This window comes from Spirosoma rhododendri (assembly GCF_012849055.1).
In the GTDB taxonomy this organism is placed as follows: Bacteria; Bacteroidota; Bacteroidia; order Cytophagales; family Spirosomataceae; genus Spirosoma; species Spirosoma rhododendri.
The window spans coordinates 2,613,731-2,632,452 of sequence record NZ_CP051677.1; the positions used below are offsets into that span (position 1 = coordinate 2,613,731).

Below are 18,722 nucleotides of genomic sequence, written 5' to 3' on the forward strand. Positions count from 1 at the left end.
GTGCAATGATCTTAGCCGTAGTGTATCTTGCTATGTAAGCGTGCATATCGAAACTAGTTTTGTGTGTTACCTGTGATGATATTTTGATTTGCACTCACGCCATTGATTGTTGGGGGATTGATAGCAGCTACGTTGAATTGTGGTCCGGGATTGTTCTGCATATTGACTCCATTCGGAAGAATTCCCAAAGATTGAAGCTGATGCTTCAATCCCTCTTTTGCGATTACACTTTGCGCAATTTGACTTTGCTGAGCATTAATGAAACCAACGAGTTCTTTGTCAGTCATTATGCCTAGTGTCTCGAAGAAATACGTGCCTTTGCTATCTACAGAAATTCTATGTAATCCAATTTGAGCGGTGTTGAGCGCAACTTGTGCGCCATCTACTAATATAGGTTGCTTGTTAACTATATTTATGGCGAATCTGCCACCACCCGTCTTCAAGTATTGATTGTATTCGCTGTTGACAAACCAGTAATATCTGGATGTGTAAATAAAGTAACCCGTGTAAGTAATGTGTAAGACCGCGCCTAACAAATAGCATACTAGAACCGCACCTGATATGGCGTCTACATAGATGTATGCTACGTAAAAGAAAGCAAACTTTATGCAGCCCGAAAGGAAAATTAAGGCATAGAAAAAATTAGTCCAGATTTTGTACTTGCTTATTTCGCCTTGTATGTTTTGAATCTGAATAGGGTTAGATGTTATAACCAGTTGATTTTTAGCAACAAGAATTTTATTGTGCCATAGATGAGATGCTATAGCTAGTGCTATATCTATTAATATTGCTGCTGCTACAGCTTCCCATAATAAGCCTTGTGCTATTCCGTATACAGTTGGAATTATCTCCAGCAACAATATACCGAAGAAGGCAAGCATTTGCGTCGAGTAATCTGTTGTTTCGCACAGGCCAGGTAATGTTACACCAAAATTGAGTTCGTTCTTTTTGGTATAAAACCAACGTCTTTTGGTGGAAAGGGATGGATCAAATGGATTATTGTTCAGTTGCCCTATTGGGGGAAAAGTGAATTGCTTGAAACTTAACATGGGTGATGTGAAATTTAGGTTGACGTTATAAAAAAGGATGATTTACTGCTTCGTTATGGTGCGGATGACGGGGGTGTTCGTGTCGCTGAGTACGCGTAAATAATATTGGCCGGTTGGGTGGGGGCCTAGTTGAAACTGCTCAGTCTGGCGCAGGGTCGTTGCCGTGCGGTTTACCTGCCGGATAATGTGCCCTGTTGCGTCGACGATCTGTAGGGTGATTGGCTGGCGCGTGGGCGAACTCCAGTCGACGGTGAGGTCGCCGGGGGTAGGGTTGGGGTAAGCGATAACGGTCAGCGGTTCGGCGATGGGCTGGGCCGCAAGTGGTGCCCGGACGGTCAGCGTATACCCGCTACCGTTGTCGCCGATTCCACAGGCACTTTGCAGATTAGTGATACTATAGGCACGGGTAGCCGTTGGTCGTACCCAGCTTACATATAGCGAATCCTGCGTGGTGATGGGTTTGCCCGTCCAGTCGGTGAATGTCCAGGGGCCGTCGCCGGTCAGTCGCACGCGGAGGGCCGTGCTGTCGCCGGGGTAGATATTACCGTCGCCGGTGATCCGGGCGGTGGCTCGGTTGGCTACCCGCACCTCAACGATGCTGTTGATGCTTTCGCAGTTGTTGCCGTCGCGCTGCGTAACGTAATACAGTTTCCTGCCCACCGTATTTAAATCTGGTGTTTGTGAAGCTGATGCCGTGCCCGACCGGTCGGGGTTGACGTACCAGGTCAGCTGACCAGTGGCTGTGGCGGAAAGCGGCCTGGCGGTGTTGCCCAGACAGAAGCTTACCGGCGACTGCACGCGGGGGGCTTCAGGCTGCGGGTTTACCGTGTATGAGATCCGGGCTGCGGGGCTGCTACAGCTACCAGCCTGCTGGGTAACCAGATAGGTGAAGGTGCCCGGCTGCGTTGTAAGGGGCGTTGGGGCGGTAGCTGTGCTGCCGTTGATACCCGATCCCTGCCAGATTAATCCGGTGCCGGGGTTGGCTGACAGCGGACCCACAACCGTATTCTGGCAGGCAAACTGCTGCGCCGTCACGGATGGCGTGGATGGAGCTGCTACAACCGATATCGATACCGGCTGGCGCAGACTTTCGCAACCACCGCCGTCGACCTGCGCGACGTAAAACGTGAGCACTTTGGGCGACTGAGTAGAGAAACCCGGTGCTGTGGTGGAAGCCGCACCACCCGATGCCGTCTGGTACCAGCGGAAAGCCGTACCGTTGCCTGTAGCCGTCAGCGATTGGGGCGTGTCGCCAACACAGTACCGGGCCGGGTTGGCTGTTGGCATAGCCGGAGCTGCCTGCACAACGACGCTAGCTGTTGCCTGTGCGCTTTGACAGCCGTTGACGGTCTGCGTAACGCCGTATGTCAGCGTCGCTGGTACCGACGTACTGGGGGTGGGCGCACTGGCAAGTTGCCCGGATGATCCGTACCAAATCAGGTTCGCGCCTACGGCCGTAAGCGGACTGGCAGTCGCGTATTGGCACACAGTTGATGTGGTAACGGTTGGTGCGGCTGGTGGTGCCGTGACGGTTGCTTTCACGGCTGCGCGTGGTCCTTCACACCCATTGACGGTTTGTGATACGTAAATCGTCTGGTCACCGGCTGACTGGCTGTTAATGCCGGGTGGCTGGCTGGAACCACTGCCGCCCGTTGCACTGGTGTACCAGAGCGCTCCCGGTATCGATGCGTTGAACTGTCCCTGACCACCCTGACACACGGTTACGTTGCTAACGGACGGCGCAGCGGGAACGTCTTTCATGATCACGTTTAATCTAGACAGTACACTCGCGCAGCCATTGACCATCTGATTAGCCAGATAAACGCTCGACTGGTTATTGGCCGGTATTGGATTGCTACCAACAACGGCTGTCGAACCTTGTAAGAACCAGCTTACACTGGCACCGATGGCCGTCAGCGGTTTTAGCGACTCACCGGGACAGAACGACACGTCAGAGACGATTGGCCCCGCCGGGCGGGTAATTTGCAGGCCCGTAGGCACAGGTGTAGTCAGACTGCTGTAGTCCGTCGTGCCAGCCGTAGCGGGTTTCTGCGCAACCACTCGCAGCCGGTAGTTGAGGCTGAGGTCGGGTTGTTCCGGTAGTCTGGCACTGATCGGGCTGGTGCTACCGCTGCCGATGACTGTAGGACTTGAAAAATTACCGTTGGCATCGGACAATTCAGCCTGGTACGTAACATTGGATGGCAGCGCAGTGCTGGTTACGAAGCCAACCGAAATAGTGGTGCCGGGGCAGAACGTACCGGACAGCGTATTCGTCGTGATGGTCGTTTGTCCGACGTTGATCTGCGCCGAGCCCGAAATAGGCGCATTGGTACCACAACTGCCAGCATCGCGGAGGCTAATCTGTGTGGCTGAATACGTCGTTGTCGCGTAGAATGTCGGGTAGATCGTGAATGGGCTTACCGACGTCGTCACGCTACGTAGCGACGATGATGTGGCCGATGTATAATCTGTATAGATAATTGTCCACGGGGCAACGCCGGTCAGGGTTAGTACAACCGGAGCTGTAGCCCCCACGTTTACGGTTCCCCCGCCTGAGATGACCATCGTTGGTAACCCGCGTACTGGTATTGTCGCGATGCTGCTAGTAGCACCTGTTGAGCTAACGATTCGAAAGGAATAGCTGCCTGTCGATAAACTAGCGGGTATGACGGCTGAGATTGGCGAACTGGCTGATGCTCCCGACAAGGTCTGCACTGAGCCGGATGAACTGACGAGCTGGACGTTGAATGTTGTCCCGCTGGGAAACGTACCGCCTGTGACCGTGAATGGAAACGAAACCGACGACCCGGCACAGGCTGTTGTGCTGATGCTGCTGGCCGTGATAGAGGGGTTGTTGGCCGCGATAGTAAACGTCGGACTCTGGCTACCGATCACGTTTTGATTCAGGGCCGTTGTTGAAACCTGCACCCGGTATGTACCGCTACTAACGGATGCAGGTATTGTTGCTCGGATCGTTCGGGTGCCCCCAAAGCTGGAACCTTTCTGCTCCCGTCCACTATACTGGTCGGCGGGTGAGAGCAAGGTAGTAACGTAACTGCCGCTGGAAGTCAGCAGGTTAACCGTAAAGCCATTGACGGTCAGGTCGACGGGAAACGTACCGGCTCCTGTTGTGTAGGAAATCAACAGATCAGAGCCGGGCGTCACGCTGGAGGTGACATTGGCACTGATTGTTGTAATGGCAAGTTGCTTTACTGTGATGCTGACCGAGCCGGTCACAGTACCCGTAAAATTTTTGATTTTACTGGCGTCGACAACCATACTGGCCGTTGGTCGTATGAAAAAGAAGCCGTCTTTATCGACAGTGATGGTTTTGTTTTCGCCCGGCGAGTCGATCTGAAACGATTTGGTGCCAGTGCCGCCAAATTTGGCGTAGATCGGCGCATCGCCAATTTGACTGCCCGCCTGTAACACGTTGCCGTCGAAGGCAGCATCAGGGCTGGCGGCCGGGTCGCCATAGTAGAGCGTCAGTGTAGGCTGGGCGGCCAATGGGGTCAGGCTACAGATGAAAAGAAGTATCGGAAGCCAGTAGGTTCGTAAAAAGGAGGGCATAGGTTGAGTTTGAAATGGAGTGGGTTGAGATGTCATCACCGGGCAGCCTGTTTGTTAAGCTTATTGATTTTCAGTAACTGCCGAACACCGTTGATGATAAGGCCACTGCCGACGGTAGTACCACCGTAGACGCCGTAAATGCCGGGTTGCGCGTAGGTGCTAAACGACATCGGCGCGGCTGGGGACACGCCCTGTTGTTGCGACAATGTCTGCCAGACGGCATATTCGGCATTCATCGCGCTGAGCCTGGTTGTATACGCGTCGTAGCTGCTACGGATTGACGAGTAGCCGATGACACTTGCCGTAATCGCAGCCGCCCCGATCACGATTTGCAGCCAGGCTACGATTGGTTTTGGACGATTGCCTCCTGTAACAGTACCTGGTGGTGGCAGCTTTTTACCCACACGTTGGAACGGAATACTGGTATTATCGATGCGGGTGAAGGCAAGTTGCTGGTCGTTGTCTGTCAGTGTGATCCGTAAGCTCGTTTGGTCGGCGATGACCGCACCACTGCGCTGATAGGCTCCGACTGGTACGGCTGACGTCGACGACCGAATGACGTTGAAATACGATTGATCCCATTTTACCAGCAGCGAATCAGCCAGCCCGTCCATGCGTCGGAACGTTGTTTCGTCGCCCTTGATAGCCGGTAGTTTGACTGATTCGAGCGCAGTTATAATGGGCTTAGTCAACTCGCTCACCCCTTCGCCGGGTTGAGGAAATGCCAGGCGCGTAATATACGTGCGCCACTTACCGTCTACCTTTTCGGGGCGCAGTTCTGCTACACGTTGATTAGGCTGGTACAGTGTATCTGAATCCGATCGTTTTCCTTTGAAGGTTGATAGAAAGAAGACTTTGATGTAAGGGTGTTCTTTACCCTGCTGTATGGCCGTTGCAATCTGTTGAGTAAAAGCAATGGTTGCTTGGGGCGTGGTCTTTACGTAAAACAGACCCAAATCCCGCAGGTAGCGGTCAACTTGCAGGTCGGCGGTGGTCGATGCACTCCGGTGTCTGGGGTCGATATCATCTTCGATTACGACGGCATCGTTCAGAAACAGTTTGTTCTGATTGGGTAAGTAGCAGTTTTCGATGATGGTGGTACGCTCCGATTCAGTCAGGCTGGTATCGGTCAGCATATTGAGCGTTGCTTCCAGCTCCTTGATTGTGTTCTTTGCCTGAAACGTGATTTCATCCCGGTCGCGTTTGTTAGCAATAATGCCCGTACCGCTCGTGACTTTCGCCACATATACTTTGGCCGTGTTCTTCTGCGCTACCGACGCGCCGGAAAAGCCACACAGTACAAGTAAGAGGAGTATAAGTTTGTGTCTCATAAGCAGTTGGCGTATATAGTTCGTTGCTGAGCACCGTCGCTGCGGGCGTAGCCGAACAGGTAGCGTGCCTGGTTGTACGCGTTCCGGTAGGTAAGCGTGCGGGCCTGCGTGACTCGCCCGCCAACTGTCTGCTGAACAGCTACCGAGGTCAGGTTATGCACGTTCATATGGCCCCCCATGTCTACGATGGGTATGCCGCGCAGCCGGAGCTGTGTTTTATCCCAATACGGCTCGTTGTCGTAAGTGTAGGTGGTTTTCGTTTCGGCGGTACCGGCAAGGGTCGTCTCGCTGATGAGTTGTCCCTGACTGTCGAAGGTGCTAGCAACGCGGGCGCCGTTTTTAAACAGCTTCGATACTATCTTACCGTTGGTCACTTGTGCTGAAGTCAACTGGTCCGGGTCCTGATAATCGGTCAGCTTGCCCGATGTGTCGAAGGTGTACTGGCGCAGTACTGTCTTTTGGCTGTTGCTCTCCTTGTAAGTTTTCAGCTTGCCATTGTCGTACTCGTAATCGAGGTAGCCCGTAATCTGACCCGACTGGTAGTCCTTAACGACCACCTGCCGAATTAGCCCATCTTGGTACGAATAGTCGTAGCTACGTCGCTCAGTTGATCGGCCGAGCCGATCCTGCTGATCCACCCGGATCGTCAGATAGTGATCGGCGTTGTAGGAATAAGTCTGGCGTAAACGGGTATTCAGTGTATCCAGCCACCAACGCCGGAAGTGACTTTCGGTCAGGCTACCGAAAGCGTCGTAGGTAAACGTTGTCGTATCGTGTACGTTTTCTTCAACGGCTGCTATCTGATAAATCTGGCAGGTTAGTGGAATGGCTGATTTGGGCACGGCGGGTTCCTGATGACAGCCGATGTTGACACCGGTCAATGCTATTAGCAAGCCCAATGCTCTAATTGCGTAACGTTTCCTCATCGAGTAGAAATTAATTTCAGCGATACCCGTCGGTTGCGGGCTTTATTGATTTCAGTGTCGTTTGTTGCTAGTGGCTGATTACCGCCAAGCCCGGCTTTGATGAACCGGTCGTCGTCGACGCCCTGCCGGGCCAGAAAGCTGGCCGTTACCATGGCTCGGTACATCGATAGCGTCTGATTCAGCGAAGGCGTACCCACGTTGTCTGTGTGGCCGGTAATCTCCAGCGTATAGTCCGGGTGCGTTTTCATGTACTGTGCCACCTGCTGCAATACGCGTTGCGAATCGGGTCTGAGCACATAGCTGCTCTGCTCGAAGTAGATCATTGGAATCGAATCAATCGACAACAGCGACGGGGCCAACTCGTGGTTACGTACCGATGGCTCCGGTGCGGTAGCGGGCCGAGGGGATTTTACAATAGCAATAGTATCGGCACTCTTGGTGAACGAAGTCCAGTTCAGGCCACTACGGAGGTCGACTGTTCGCTGTACGGCGTGTTTGCCGTACCCTATACTTAATTCGTACTGACCGGGCAGCAGGTCGTAGGCCGCAAATCGACCGGGTTGTAGGACTGTCAACGGTACGATTTGCTGGCCGACCCGAATCATGCAACGGGTAGCTCCTTTGGCCTCAACGGCTAATAGTGTCAGGGTACGATTCATTGGAATCGCGTGCTTAACCGATGAACCACCCAACTGCTCAATGACCAGGTTGCCCGCGTAAGGTTCATAATCAGAGGCTGAAGCTTCGAGGGCAACAATGTCGCGCTCCCGAAACGCGAGTGATACTTGGCCCGAGGCATTGGTTGTCAGGCAGGTTTTGCGCCCTGATTTTGTGAAGAAAAAACAAACGGTTGCTGGTAATGGCGTATTACGGGTAGCGTCGAAGACCCGAAATATACCGCGTTGTACACCAGCCGTATCGTGCCCCGCCGAACGCGTTTCGTTGTCCTGCACATACGCTGTCTGCTCAGTCTGCCGGTAGGGTTTATTCTTTGCCTGTTCTGTCACGGGCAGGAGCGGTATAATCACTACGACAGACGCCTTACCAGTCGACCGCTGAATCGGAATCAACCGTGACTGATAGGCAGCACATTCTACCAGCAAGGTCGTTGCTGCGTAGGGCAGGGTTCCGGAGAACTTGCCAGAATCAGCACTCAAACTTACCTGCACGTTTCCCGTTGGGGTTTTTGCTGTAAGGCGACAGTTACCCAACGGTCGTTTCGTGCTGTGATCGATCAGTACCCCCGATAGTGAAATCCCCGCAGGCTCAGCAGGTTGCTGAGCAACGGCAGGGAAAACCGACAGGGTGAGTAATACTGCGGCAAGCCATCTATATATAAGGCTTACCATTTACTGATGAGCTACACTAATGGATCCCAGAAGAAGATCCCAGGTTACTACCTCCTCTCCGTCCTGAGTCTTTATACCCCTTTTTAATTTGACCCGGACATTTTTATCAGTGTAATCAATGTACTTCACCCGACCATTGCTGCTACCTGTAAATTTCTGCGAACCTGAGATGAGGCCGTAATAACTGCCGTCGACTGCTTGGGTTAATTCTTTTATAAAATTTACTTCGCTCCATTCTATTTTGGTGGAGCTATAGGATATGAGTTTGAGTCTGTTCAAGTATTCAGTTATGGTATATTTTCTAGATCCAGGCTGGCTTGTGGACGTTACTTCCATCGTAGAACCTTCCATGAACAGTTCACAAGCGTTTCTAATTGCTTCATCACGGACGGTAGTAGGCAGCGATTTGTTCGTAATGACATTTAGATAAGCGACGAACTCGTTTACCTTCTGAAGTGATTTTTTTCTGTATAACTGCTGCTGACTAGGGCTAAGACTATATTTTGCTGCAATATCAACTTCTGTTTGTTTTATAACGACTGACGAGTCGTTGCGCGGTGGATTTTCACTCGCCTTTTCTGGTCCAGAAGAAATTTCGGGCTTGGTCTGTACCGACTTGGGAGAAGCATTGGGCCTGATGCGATCATGTACGGCCTCTAGCAGCGGGGATACCTCGCCATAGTCGGGGCGCAGGATGGTGTGATGCCCGTCACGGTGCAGGATGGCCACTAGTTCCCCTTTTGAGATCGAGCCGGATTTGCCCTCGAGTGTGTTGTAGTTGACCAACTGATCGCTTTCGTAGGCAATCATGGCCGGAATCACTTTCAGTGGCACGGCCTGAATCAGGTAGTCACGGTCGTCGTTGCGGGGTGGAGCGGCCAGAAACGTCTTGAGTTGTTCCTGTGCTTTTGTTGTATTGGTGCTCAGTTCGTTGATAACCAGATAATTGCCGTTGCTGGTAAAAGCAAACAGAATATTCTCCCGCTTGAACGTCTGCGTCTTGCCGTTGATGGTGAACGATACTTTGTCGTCCTGAACGTCGGTCAGGCGTGCGTCGGGTAATTGGTGCCCGTTTTTGGTGTAGATGGCGTCCTGCGCGAGCGCGCTGCCAGACAGGCCCAGTAAGATGGACAGTAGAAGGTGCTTCATAGATGTGGGGTTACTTGTAAACTAGCGCATCGTTTTGACCAGCTGATGCGTAGCATCGACGATGAACGCTTCCAGTTCGTCCTGGTCCAGCGTTTCGTACGGCTTAGTCTTCTGCTTGCGACGCGCTTCTTCTTTTAGCTTCAGCAAAGCAGGGTTCAGAAACAGGCCCGATGAGCCGACTTTTTTGTACAGGCCGGGGCAGCCATTCAGGCAGGGAGTGTAGTGGAGTTTGTACGAGCCAACGATCTCGTTCGACTTGACGTGTATCAGTTTGAACTCGACGGAAGCGCCCCGCATGTCGCGATACTCATTGATGATCCGCTGCTGATCGTCGGGCTGCGTGTAGCATACATTGGTGGTGTAGCCAATGGCATCATCGAGCCGGACGAGTTCGAGGATGAGATCGGTGTTGGTCAGCGAACTGATTTTCGAGTAATCAGGCCGTTGATTGGCCTCCAGTACTTCGTTGAAAAGTGCCCGGTCGCGTACGCTGAATCCCTCCCGGAAGAGCTGTTTCTCGATAGCGTTGTACAACGATACTTCGTCGTACTGAAAAGCGTCGGACGGTTCGTCAAACCCTATCCGTTTGGCCTGCTTCTTCTGACTGGCTACGCGATCAATTGGCGAATTGCTGTTGGCCTGCGTGTTTGTAATGCCCGTGCGTGTGTTGGGAACGCGGAGTACTATACGTGGCGACTTATTGACGAGCATAATCTCGGTCAATATATCAGCTGATGTAAGTTCCGGAGCCTTTTGCGAGAAACGAACGACAGCTTTTTTGGTACAACTAAACTGAATAGTGACGAGTAATGAAAAAACGGCAAGCCGGTAAAAAAACTTCATATGGATAAGGTTGGGGCGGATGAATAATGAATGTACACAAGTTCGTCAAAACAGTATATATTTTACAGAGTAGCCAATCTGGCTATTGTATACTTATTTGATGAAGATGGTAGTTGAACAGAGTTTGCAAGTTAATAAAGGAGTCTATCAACATAGAGACTACTTTTACATATTCGTTGATTTACGGGCAACGATTTAGTGAGCGGTAAGCCAGACACCTATTAAAACTTGAATGATAAGTAGTTATCAGCCCATGATTCTCCGGACTGATAATCATGGGCTGCTGTATCTGGGGCGAAAAACTGAGGCATATCTATATATACCAGACATCAGTCGACCAGGTGACTAGACACAAGTTCTGTTTACGTTTCCAATGTAATCCGAACGAACTGTCCGATACTTTCTAATACCAACACGAAGCAGGCTTTGTGTTGGTATTGGCGAGGTTACCGACTTACATATGAATAGTGCCTGAGTATAAACCCTACTTATTGTTGTAGTAGAAGCCGCACTCGTCAAAAGGGGAGAAATTAGAGCAAAAACGCTGATCTCTTTCTAGTACTATATATTCTAACAATAGTGATTCCTATGTTTATATATTGTTAATTACTAGTTAACAAAAATAAAATTCTGTTAAATTTCATTTCTTAAAATATTTTAGATACTCAGTTCGCCGTATCTTCGTTCTCTCTCTTTAACCGAATAATAAATTTTATTGACAGTGAAATATTTTTTTACCGTAGCAAGTACATTGATTTTAGTGCTGGCTTTGTCGATACAAAGTTACTCGCAAACCAGACGATCAGTCCCTTTCTCCTTCAATCTATCCGCCAATGCGCAGACCAGCGCAGGCGTGTTTGCCAAAGATGGTACGCTGGTCAGAACTCTCTGGAGCGGAGTCTCGCTCAATGCCGGTGCTTACACCAAATATTGGGATGGGCTCGACGATAAGGGGCAGACGGCTGCCAACGCGACGTACGATATTCGGCTTATATCGAACAACGTTTCCTACACCTGGGAGGGCGTAATTGGTAACTCGTCGTTTGGTAACAGTCAGGGCAACGGGCTGCAACGGGCTTTCATCCGTACCAAAGGTATGGCCATTGCGGGTGACTATGCGTATTACGGAGCTGGTTACGCCGAAGGGAACCCGTCGCAGGCTCGGTTTGCGTTGTCGAATCCGCAACAACGTCTCGACTTTTTCCCGAAAGGCAGTACCGATCAGGCTACGCTTTTCGTAGCGACAGACGGTAAGCTTGTTTACTGGGCGGGCTATGATGGCTACGACAATGGTAATAAGTGGTTTGTGTTTGCTACGCGTACCGCCGACAATGGTGAGCAGTCGTTCGCGAACGGACAGGCGCTGAAAATGGCGATGGGCCGGACCTACGCGTCGGCAATCGACGTCATCAACGGAGCGGCCGGGGTAGTAACGGGAATGGCCGTTCAAAAAAACGGGAAGTACCTGTTTGTGTCGCACAAGAGCCGGCATCAGATACGGGTGCTGGATAAAACGACTGGTAACCTGGTGCAGTCGCTGTTTTTCAACGATGCGGCCGGGCTGTCCGTCGATGGTCAGGATAATTTGTGGATCATCAACGGAAACACGGTTAGCCGATTCACGGTAAATAATGATGGGACGCTGAGTAACGCGACGCTGTCGCTGTCGGGGTTGAATTCGCCGATGGCACTGGCCGTATCGCCCGATAATCAGACGGTAGTGGTTGCCGATGGTGGCGATAGTCAGCAGGTAAAGGCGTACAGCAACAGCACCGGTGCGTCAGTCTGGACACTTGGGCAGGCGGGTGGCTATCGAACCGATCCGACTGTTGCCAACGACAAATTTTACTTCTCCGATGCCAGCGGTGGTATCAACGACACGTTCGTCGCGTTTGCGCCCGATGGGTCGTTTTGGGTTGGGGATTCGGGTAATTACCGGGTGCAGCACTATTCGGCAGGTCGCAGCTACATCGACCGGATCATGTACCTTCAAAACAACTACAGCAGCTTCATTGACCAGAATAACCCCAATCGGCTGTTCGCCGAATTTCTGGAATTCGCTGTCGATTATTCGAAGCCATTGGGTGGTACCAACGGTTCCTGGACGCTGGTGAAGAACTGGCGGGCAGCCATGCCGGCCAACTATTTCGAGTCGCTTACGATCAACCATACGTACATCACCAACATTTTTCGGGACGTACTGACGCTGTCCAATGGGCGGGTATACGGCTTTCTGCGTCGGTTCAACGATAACAAGTGGGTGCTGGCTGAACTGCCTGCCAATGGACCGTTGCGTATAACAAAGATCGCGTTCGATGCCCAGAACCGCTACACTTACCACATCGCCAGCGACGGATCGCTGCGGCAGTCCGCCAACAATATAAACGGAACGTCGGGGTCGGTGGTCTGGGAATCGCGCCGGCTGACGGGCTTCGATGCTGATAACGATCCGGTCTGGGCACCCGCTACCTCATACGCCAGCGCGCCGGTCAACTCGGGTGGTGAGCCCATCAACTGGTACGGTGGACAAAGCCGTACGGGCGAGACGACTTCGTCGGGTGTTGTGGTCTCCTTCGACGAGGGTAAAATCAACGGGCCTACGGGAGCCGGCTATCACCTGGGCGGGCTGCGGGTAGGCGACAACAAGTGGCTTTGGAAAACGGCGATGGCAACTACTGCCGCTTACAAAGGACCCTACCCTAACGACGGAGCTTACGACGTAGGAAATGGTGTGGAGTACGGTGGGGGCGGCATCGCCGTGCTGGACCGATCTATCTTCTGGAATTACCACGGCGAGTTCTGGAAAGGTAGTCAGGTCAACAAGTGGCAGCACGTATACGATAACGGGCTGTTGCTGGGTATTTTCGGGAAAACCGGCCCCGAAGTGAGGATCGAAGCGCCGGACGGCCGGCCGGTGGCGGGCATGGCTGGTAACGTGTATTTCGGAACGGCTGTGCGGGCGTCGAATGGCGTTACCTACCTGTACCACGGCGAAGAGTCGGGCTGGGGTGGCATACACCGCTGGCGCATCGACAATATGCAGTCTATTCAGGAGCAGGTTATCGGGCTTAAATCGCTCGACAGCTACGCGGTATCGACTACCACACCCGGTACGGAAGGCATCGATCTGCTCAGCGGGTTGTCGCCGTCGAGTGTATTGCAGGACGGAACGGCGGGCTGGAACCGAAACCCGGCTGCGGAGAATACGGCGGGAGCTGATAATAAATGGACGGCAAAAACCAGTATTATGAGTTATGATCGGTTTGCCAGCCCCGACCTATATGTGAATTTCTCAAAAGCGTCCACCCAGTACACCGTTACGCGCGATCTGGGCAACAACACCAACCTGGGTAGCTGGAGTTTGCAGGGCGTAATCAGCTTCGACAATACGAACCCCAACAACGGTACGCCCGGACAGTCGGATTCGGGTGGGTCGTATTTCGAGGTACTCGACAACGCCGGGAAAGTGCTGGCGCGGCTGTATAATCAGGTGTTTTTCGATCAGGCAGGTACGCCGGTTAAAACAATGGGTAACGGCCAGCAGATTGCGCAGGGCTATTATTTCGATCCCGCATCGGCCGTAGGTTCTGCCGCTGATGCCATAAACATCAGCCTGAGCAATGGGTCGCTGACTATCAAGTACCGGGATTATCCGGCCGTAACGACCGGCGCGCTTGAGGCCGGGGGCAACCTTCAGAACCCGCGCACGGTCCGGCTGTTTTTCTGGTGCAACGGGCGTAACTACGAACGCACGATCGATATTCAGCAACTACGCTTCATTACAGGAGTCACGACCGCCAGTGTGGCGCCGACCCCAACCCCAACGCCGACGACACCAACTTTCGCAACGTCGGGTAAGGTGTATACCATCAAAGCAAAGCAAAGCGCTAAGTTCATAGATGTCTCCGGGCAGTCAGTGGCTGATGGTGAATCGATTATCCAATGGACGTACAACGGTGGAAAAAACCAACAGTGGAAATTAACGCAGGCTACGGGTAGCTATTTCACGTTTCAGTCGGTAAACAGCGGGAAAGTGCTGGATATAGTATCTGCCTCGACTGCCGACGGTGCGAAGGTGAATCAGTGGTCGGCTAATGGGCAGACAAACCAGCAGTTCAAATTGGTCGATGCGGGTAGCGGGTACGTTAACATCGTCGTCAACAACAGTCAGAAATGTCTGGACATAACCAACCAATCGACGGCCGACGGCGCGGCTATCGTGCAAAACACCTGTGGAGGAAGCGACAGTCAGAAATTCCTGCTCTCGGAAATCGCGTCGGGTTCGGGCCGGCTGTCGGCGGTGGATATCCAGCCGGAAGCGGGTTTTAACTTGTTTGCTTACCCGAATCCGGCGACGGACCTGATAACGATTACGGGGGCAAAAGATCAGCTCGTGACATTCACCGATCTGACGGGCCATACGCTGCTGGAAGTTACCTGCGTCAGCGATGCCGAGCAGGTGTCGGTGCAGTCACTGCCGATGGGTTCGTACATCGTCCGGCGGCACAGCGCGCTTAACCCTGTAAGCCAGAAACTGCTGATCGTGCGATAGGCGAACTACTTGAACAGTTCGTCGAAGGTCAGGCCCAGATAGTACATCGCCCCGATGCGGGCGAGGCCGTATCCCTGCGCGTAGTAGGTGTTGAAGAGGTTGGTGCCGCCGAGTTTGAGTACGGTTTTGAGTTCGGGCAGTCTGTAGGAAAACTGCGCGTCGACGCTGCTCCAGGCGGGTAGCCACACGTCGCCCTGCGTGATGCCCTGCTCATACCACATCCGGTCGGTCCAGCGGTAAGCGAGCGTCATACCCAGCCGGTTTGTCAGGTACGGGTTGCTCAGGGCAACAGTGTAGCGGTTGGCGGGCGAATTGAAGTACGTTCGGCCTAACTGGGCAACTTCAGGATTGCTCGTCAACCGTTGTACGACCGGTGCTCCCGCCCGGTCGTTGCGGACATTGCCACTGGCGTCGCGCAGGGTAACCAGGCCGATTTGATGTGTGAAGTTGCCGCTGAGCGTGTAGCCCCGGGCGAAGCTGTAATCGATACCGATACTGGCCCCCGGACAAAAAAATCGTTGGGGCTATTTCGGTTCAGCAGCAACGTGCGGTAGCTGGTTGGGGTGAGCAGGGACGATACCCCGGCGGTGGCCGACAGTGGCTGGTAGACCAGTTCGGGCGTGATCAGATCGGTATAGTGGCTACTGAAGTAAGCGCCATCGATCGCTAGTTTTCCGTTGATGAGGGCTTTGTACCCCACCTCCCACGTGCTGACTTTTTCGGTACGCATCGGCTCGGCCGACACCGTCAATGGCTGGGGGGCGTTTGCGGCTGTGGGCGCACGCTGGTAAACGACTGCGTCGGTTTGCCGGTAAGCCCGGTTGGTATCAAGCCCGGCTGCGCGGTAAGCGACGGCCATACCGCCAACCTCCCCAGCCAGGCTACGGGGTGCGATGCCGAACAGCTGATCGGGGGAAGGATTGCGAAACGCCGACTGCCATGAAGCCCGGAACACGTGTACGCCCAGCTGAACGGCTACTGATGCCCGGGGGTAAACCCGCCCGTTACGTACTGATTTTTGTCGTACCGAACCGCCACCAGTGGCCGGACTGTCACAGGGCCCAGCGCCACCGTTTTGGCTGCCTGCACGTAACCCCCGGTTTCGTTGATGGTGTATTCCGCGCCATTGGGCTGACGGGCAAACAGCGTACCACCCGATTCGAGTAGGTACTGCCGAAAACTGGCTCCGACTGTTACCTCAACGATGTCTGCCAGCGCCGATACCGTATACATGCCTTCGTAGTGCCACAGCTGCGAATTGTCGCGGAAGCGCAGGCCAAGCGCACGGGGTGTGCCGGGAATAGAGTCGGTATTGGCCGTGTTGGCGAACGCGTCGCGAACCCGGTTAAAATCGGTCGAACCGGGCAGGTAACGACCGCGGTTGGCGGTGAAGCGGGCGTCGCCGATCGACACTTTGTTTTCGACGTAAGCCAGCCCCACTTCGGCCGCCCACTGATTCAGCGATTTCCAGCTGTTGTTGACGGCTCTGGCTGTCAGGCCAATGTTCCAGCCTTCCGCCTGTTGCTGCGTCGTGTAGACGCGGACAAAGAAATTGTCGCCTTTGATTTCGGCCCTGAACTGGTTGCGCCGATAGTTCGGGAGGTAGTTGCGGAACCCGGCCGTCTCGATCAGATTGCCGTTGCCGAAATACCAGCCTATGCTTGCTTCTACGTTACTGCCAAACCGGTAATGCAGCGACGCATTTGCCCGGTTGTTGAACACCCGGCCCTGATTGCCCAGCAGATCGAGTTCGGTGTAGCCAGTTCGCGTAACGAGTTTGTTTTGCAGGCTGGTATTGGCGTAGCTGGCCGGAAAGCGAAAGGCACCCCCGTTGCTCAGATCGTCGCCGTAGCTATTGACGCCATCGTATTCAAAGTTGGTGTTGGGGTCGTTGTTGGGGCGAAATGCAAGGCCCGTTGCCAGACCGCTCCGGCTGGCGTCGATCGCGAAAAAGCCGGGGCGGGTCGCTGCCGATCTATCGGTATAATCGTCGGCGATGAAGTCGGTGCCGGTCAGCCGCTGAAAATTTACTTTCACCGCCAGGCGGTCGCCCAGTTGCAGGGCGTAGCGCAGGCCGTAGTCGGCGTAGGTTTTGGGGCCAAAACCGGGTTTGCCGAAGTTGTTGGCCCCCAGCGTTGCCCGAACACTCAGCCCCTGATACTCAAACGGGCTTTTGCTGGTCGTCAGCATCAGCCCCTGTAAGGCGTCGGGACCGTACTGAGCCGATGAAGCGCCGGGCCGTAGTTCGATCGTTTCAACGTCCAGGTCGGGCAGGCCCGCTACGTTACCGAACCCGAAGCCAAGCCCCGGTGAGCGATTGTCCATGCCATCAATCAACTGCACCACCCGCCCATTGGTCGTTGAGCCAAACCCCCGCATGTTGACGGATTTAAACAGGAAACTGGACGTCAGCAGATCGACGCCCTTGATGTTCTGCAACGCATCGAAGGGCGATAGGGCGGGGGAGCTGGCCAGATGACGCGTCTGGATTTTTTCGACCGTGACGCCTTCCAGCGGCTGTTCGTCGGTGGCTTTGCTATCGGCTGTCAGCACTGTTTCGGGCACGGCAACTTCGGCACGCAGCTGTACATCGACGGCGCGAAAGTTGCCGCTACGTACCTTGATTCGCTCGTCGCGGTAACCGGTTCGCGAAATCAGCAGGAGCAGGGGTAATGAATGATCGGTTGGCAGCGAAAATGTACCATTGGGTAGCGAAACGGTACTGGCTGAGGTGCCCTGGATACTAAGTTTAACCCCTCCCAAAGGTTGCTGCTGCTCATCGGTAACCGTGCCGCCCAGAATAAGCTGGGCGTGCACTGCCGTCAGCGTGAGCCAGCCGATCAGGAGTAGAACGTAACGTTTCATAAGCGGTTGGAAAAGCATCTATGACGAGGCTATCGTAAAGATTAACAAAAATAGCCCTTAAACAACCCCCCAGTCTACCAGATGCCGGTAATCCTACCTACCGATTCAGCGGAAATACATACCAGCAGCGGACAAACCGGCTCTGACATCACCCCGGCAACTGACGGCTGCGGGGCAGAGTCGCTTACCTAAACTGGGAACTTAACGGCTGCTTTTAGTGTGAATTGGCCGGGTTTGTCACGCACCAGACCCATCGACCAACGTTCTGCACCGGTCGCTGCGTATGTGCTTCCCATTATGTCATACCGATTACCCGCCGTATTGTTCCTGTTGCTGTTTAGTGCCACTACTCTTCAAGCGCAAACCGCCCCGACCTACACCGTTACCCCCCAGCAGCAGACGTGGCTGGGCTACCTCAACCAGACCCGACTGAGTAAGCACTGGGGCCTTTGGCTGGATATCCACACCCGCCGGACCAGCTCGTTTCTCGACCGCTGGAGTATGCACCTCGTCAGGCCGGGCATCATCTACTATCCGTCCGACAACATCCGTGTGGTGGGGGGCTACACGTTCGCCAGACTTTACGCCCAGACAACGCCCGCCCCGACGCGCACCGAACACCGGCCGTGGCAGCAGATCAGCGTCGATACCCGGTACGGTCGCCTGCTGACCACGCAGCGGCTGCGCGTCGAGGAACGATTTATTCAGCGTACCAGCGGCTCCGAACTTCTCGATACCTACGGGTTCAACTGGCGTTTTCGGCTCATGCTGACGTTGCAATACCCGCTCATTCGCTCTGTAACGGCCCGGCATGTTCCATTGGCCGTATTTCAAAATGAGGTAATGGTCAACGCGGGTCATCAGATCACCTACAACGTGTTCGATCAGAATCGATTATTTGTCGGCATCACGTACCCCTTTAGCAAATCGCTGTCAGTGCAGGCGGGGTACATGAACCAGTTCACCCAACAGCCGTCCGGCAACGCCTTCGTGAGCAATCACATTGCCCGGGTGTTTTTGATTCACAACATTTCCAAAGAGTGAAAGAGCGAAAGAGTGATCTTGCCGGATGGCCACTCTTTCGC

Annotated in this window: 12 protein-coding genes; 2 read left to right on the forward strand and 10 right to left on the reverse strand. The window is 53.6% G+C overall.

What is annotated here, in order from left to right; genetic code table 11:
- Positions 1-53: 53 nt before the first annotated feature.
- The 7 genes from HH216_RS10875 to HH216_RS10905 form a co-directional block, all read right to left on the reverse strand.
- The gene (locus HH216_RS10875; protein WP_169550844.1) at positions 54-1,049 is read right to left on the reverse strand and encodes a hypothetical protein; all 996 of its coding nucleotides are present in this window, start codon (positions 1,047-1,049) and stop codon (positions 54-56) included.
- Positions 1,050-1,091: 42 nt separating this feature from the next.
- A complete protein-coding gene (locus HH216_RS10880) occupies positions 1,092-4,622 on the reverse strand; it encodes an Ig-like domain-containing protein (RefSeq protein ID WP_169550845.1) in 3,531 nt (1,176 codons plus the stop codon).
- 35 nt (positions 4,623-4,657) lie between these two features.
- Positions 4,658-5,953: a hypothetical protein gene (locus HH216_RS10885; protein WP_169550846.1), complete on the reverse strand. Its 1,296-nt coding sequence runs from the start codon at positions 5,951-5,953 to the stop codon at positions 4,658-4,660.
- Positions 5,950-6,879 (reverse strand): hypothetical protein, encoded by a 930-nt coding sequence (locus HH216_RS10890; protein ID WP_169550847.1) that lies wholly within the window; start codon positions 6,877-6,879, stop codon positions 5,950-5,952. The genes HH216_RS10885 and HH216_RS10890 overlap by 4 nt, the downstream gene beginning before the upstream one ends.
- The gene (locus HH216_RS10895; RefSeq protein WP_169550848.1) at positions 6,876-8,036 is read right to left on the reverse strand and encodes an OmpA family protein; all 1,161 of its coding nucleotides are present in this window, start codon (positions 8,034-8,036) and stop codon (positions 6,876-6,878) included. Before HH216_RS10895 ends, HH216_RS10890 begins: the two co-directional genes overlap by 4 nt.
- Positions 8,037-8,228: 192 nt before the next feature.
- Entirely contained in the window at positions 8,229-9,377 is a 1,149-nt protein-coding gene (locus tag HH216_RS10900; RefSeq protein WP_169550849.1) for a hypothetical protein, read from the reverse strand.
- Between the two features lie 21 nt (positions 9,378-9,398).
- Positions 9,399-10,220: a hypothetical protein gene (locus HH216_RS10905; protein ID WP_169550850.1), complete on the reverse strand. Its 822-nt coding sequence runs from the start codon at positions 10,218-10,220 to the stop codon at positions 9,399-9,401.
- 853 nt (positions 10,221-11,073) lie between these two features.
- Here HH216_RS10905 and HH216_RS10910 point away from each other — a divergent pair.
- Positions 11,074-14,772, forward strand: a complete 3,699-nt coding sequence (locus HH216_RS10910; RefSeq protein WP_254448781.1) for an RICIN domain-containing protein — start codon at positions 11,074-11,076, stop codon at positions 14,770-14,772.
- 5 nt (positions 14,773-14,777) lie between these two features.
- On the opposite strand, the gene HH216_RS25825 is transcribed toward HH216_RS10910, so the two are convergent.
- The 3 genes from HH216_RS25825 to HH216_RS10915 are packed head-to-tail and all read right to left on the reverse strand — an operon-like array spanning position 14,778 to position 17,637.
- Positions 14,778-15,131 carry a hypothetical protein gene (locus tag HH216_RS25825; RefSeq protein ID WP_332871502.1) on the reverse strand — a complete coding sequence of 118 codons (354 nt, stop codon included), beginning with the start codon at positions 15,129-15,131 and terminating at the stop codon, positions 14,778-14,780.
- Positions 15,128-15,739, reverse strand: a complete 612-nt coding sequence (locus HH216_RS25830; protein ID WP_254448829.1) for a TonB-dependent receptor domain-containing protein — start codon at positions 15,737-15,739, stop codon at positions 15,128-15,130. The genes HH216_RS25825 and HH216_RS25830 overlap by 4 nt, the downstream gene beginning before the upstream one ends.
- A gap of 8 nt (positions 15,740-15,747) precedes the next feature.
- Entirely contained in the window at positions 15,748-17,637 is a 1,890-nt protein-coding gene (locus HH216_RS10915; RefSeq protein WP_254448782.1) for a TonB-dependent receptor plug domain-containing protein, read from the reverse strand.
- Positions 17,638-17,934: 297 nt separating this feature from the next.
- On the opposite strand from HH216_RS10915, the gene HH216_RS10920 reads away from it, so the two are divergent.
- Positions 17,935-18,681, forward strand: a complete 747-nt coding sequence (locus HH216_RS10920; protein ID WP_169550851.1) for a DUF2490 domain-containing protein — start codon at positions 17,935-17,937, stop codon at positions 18,679-18,681.
- Positions 18,682-18,722: the final 41 nt, after the last annotated feature.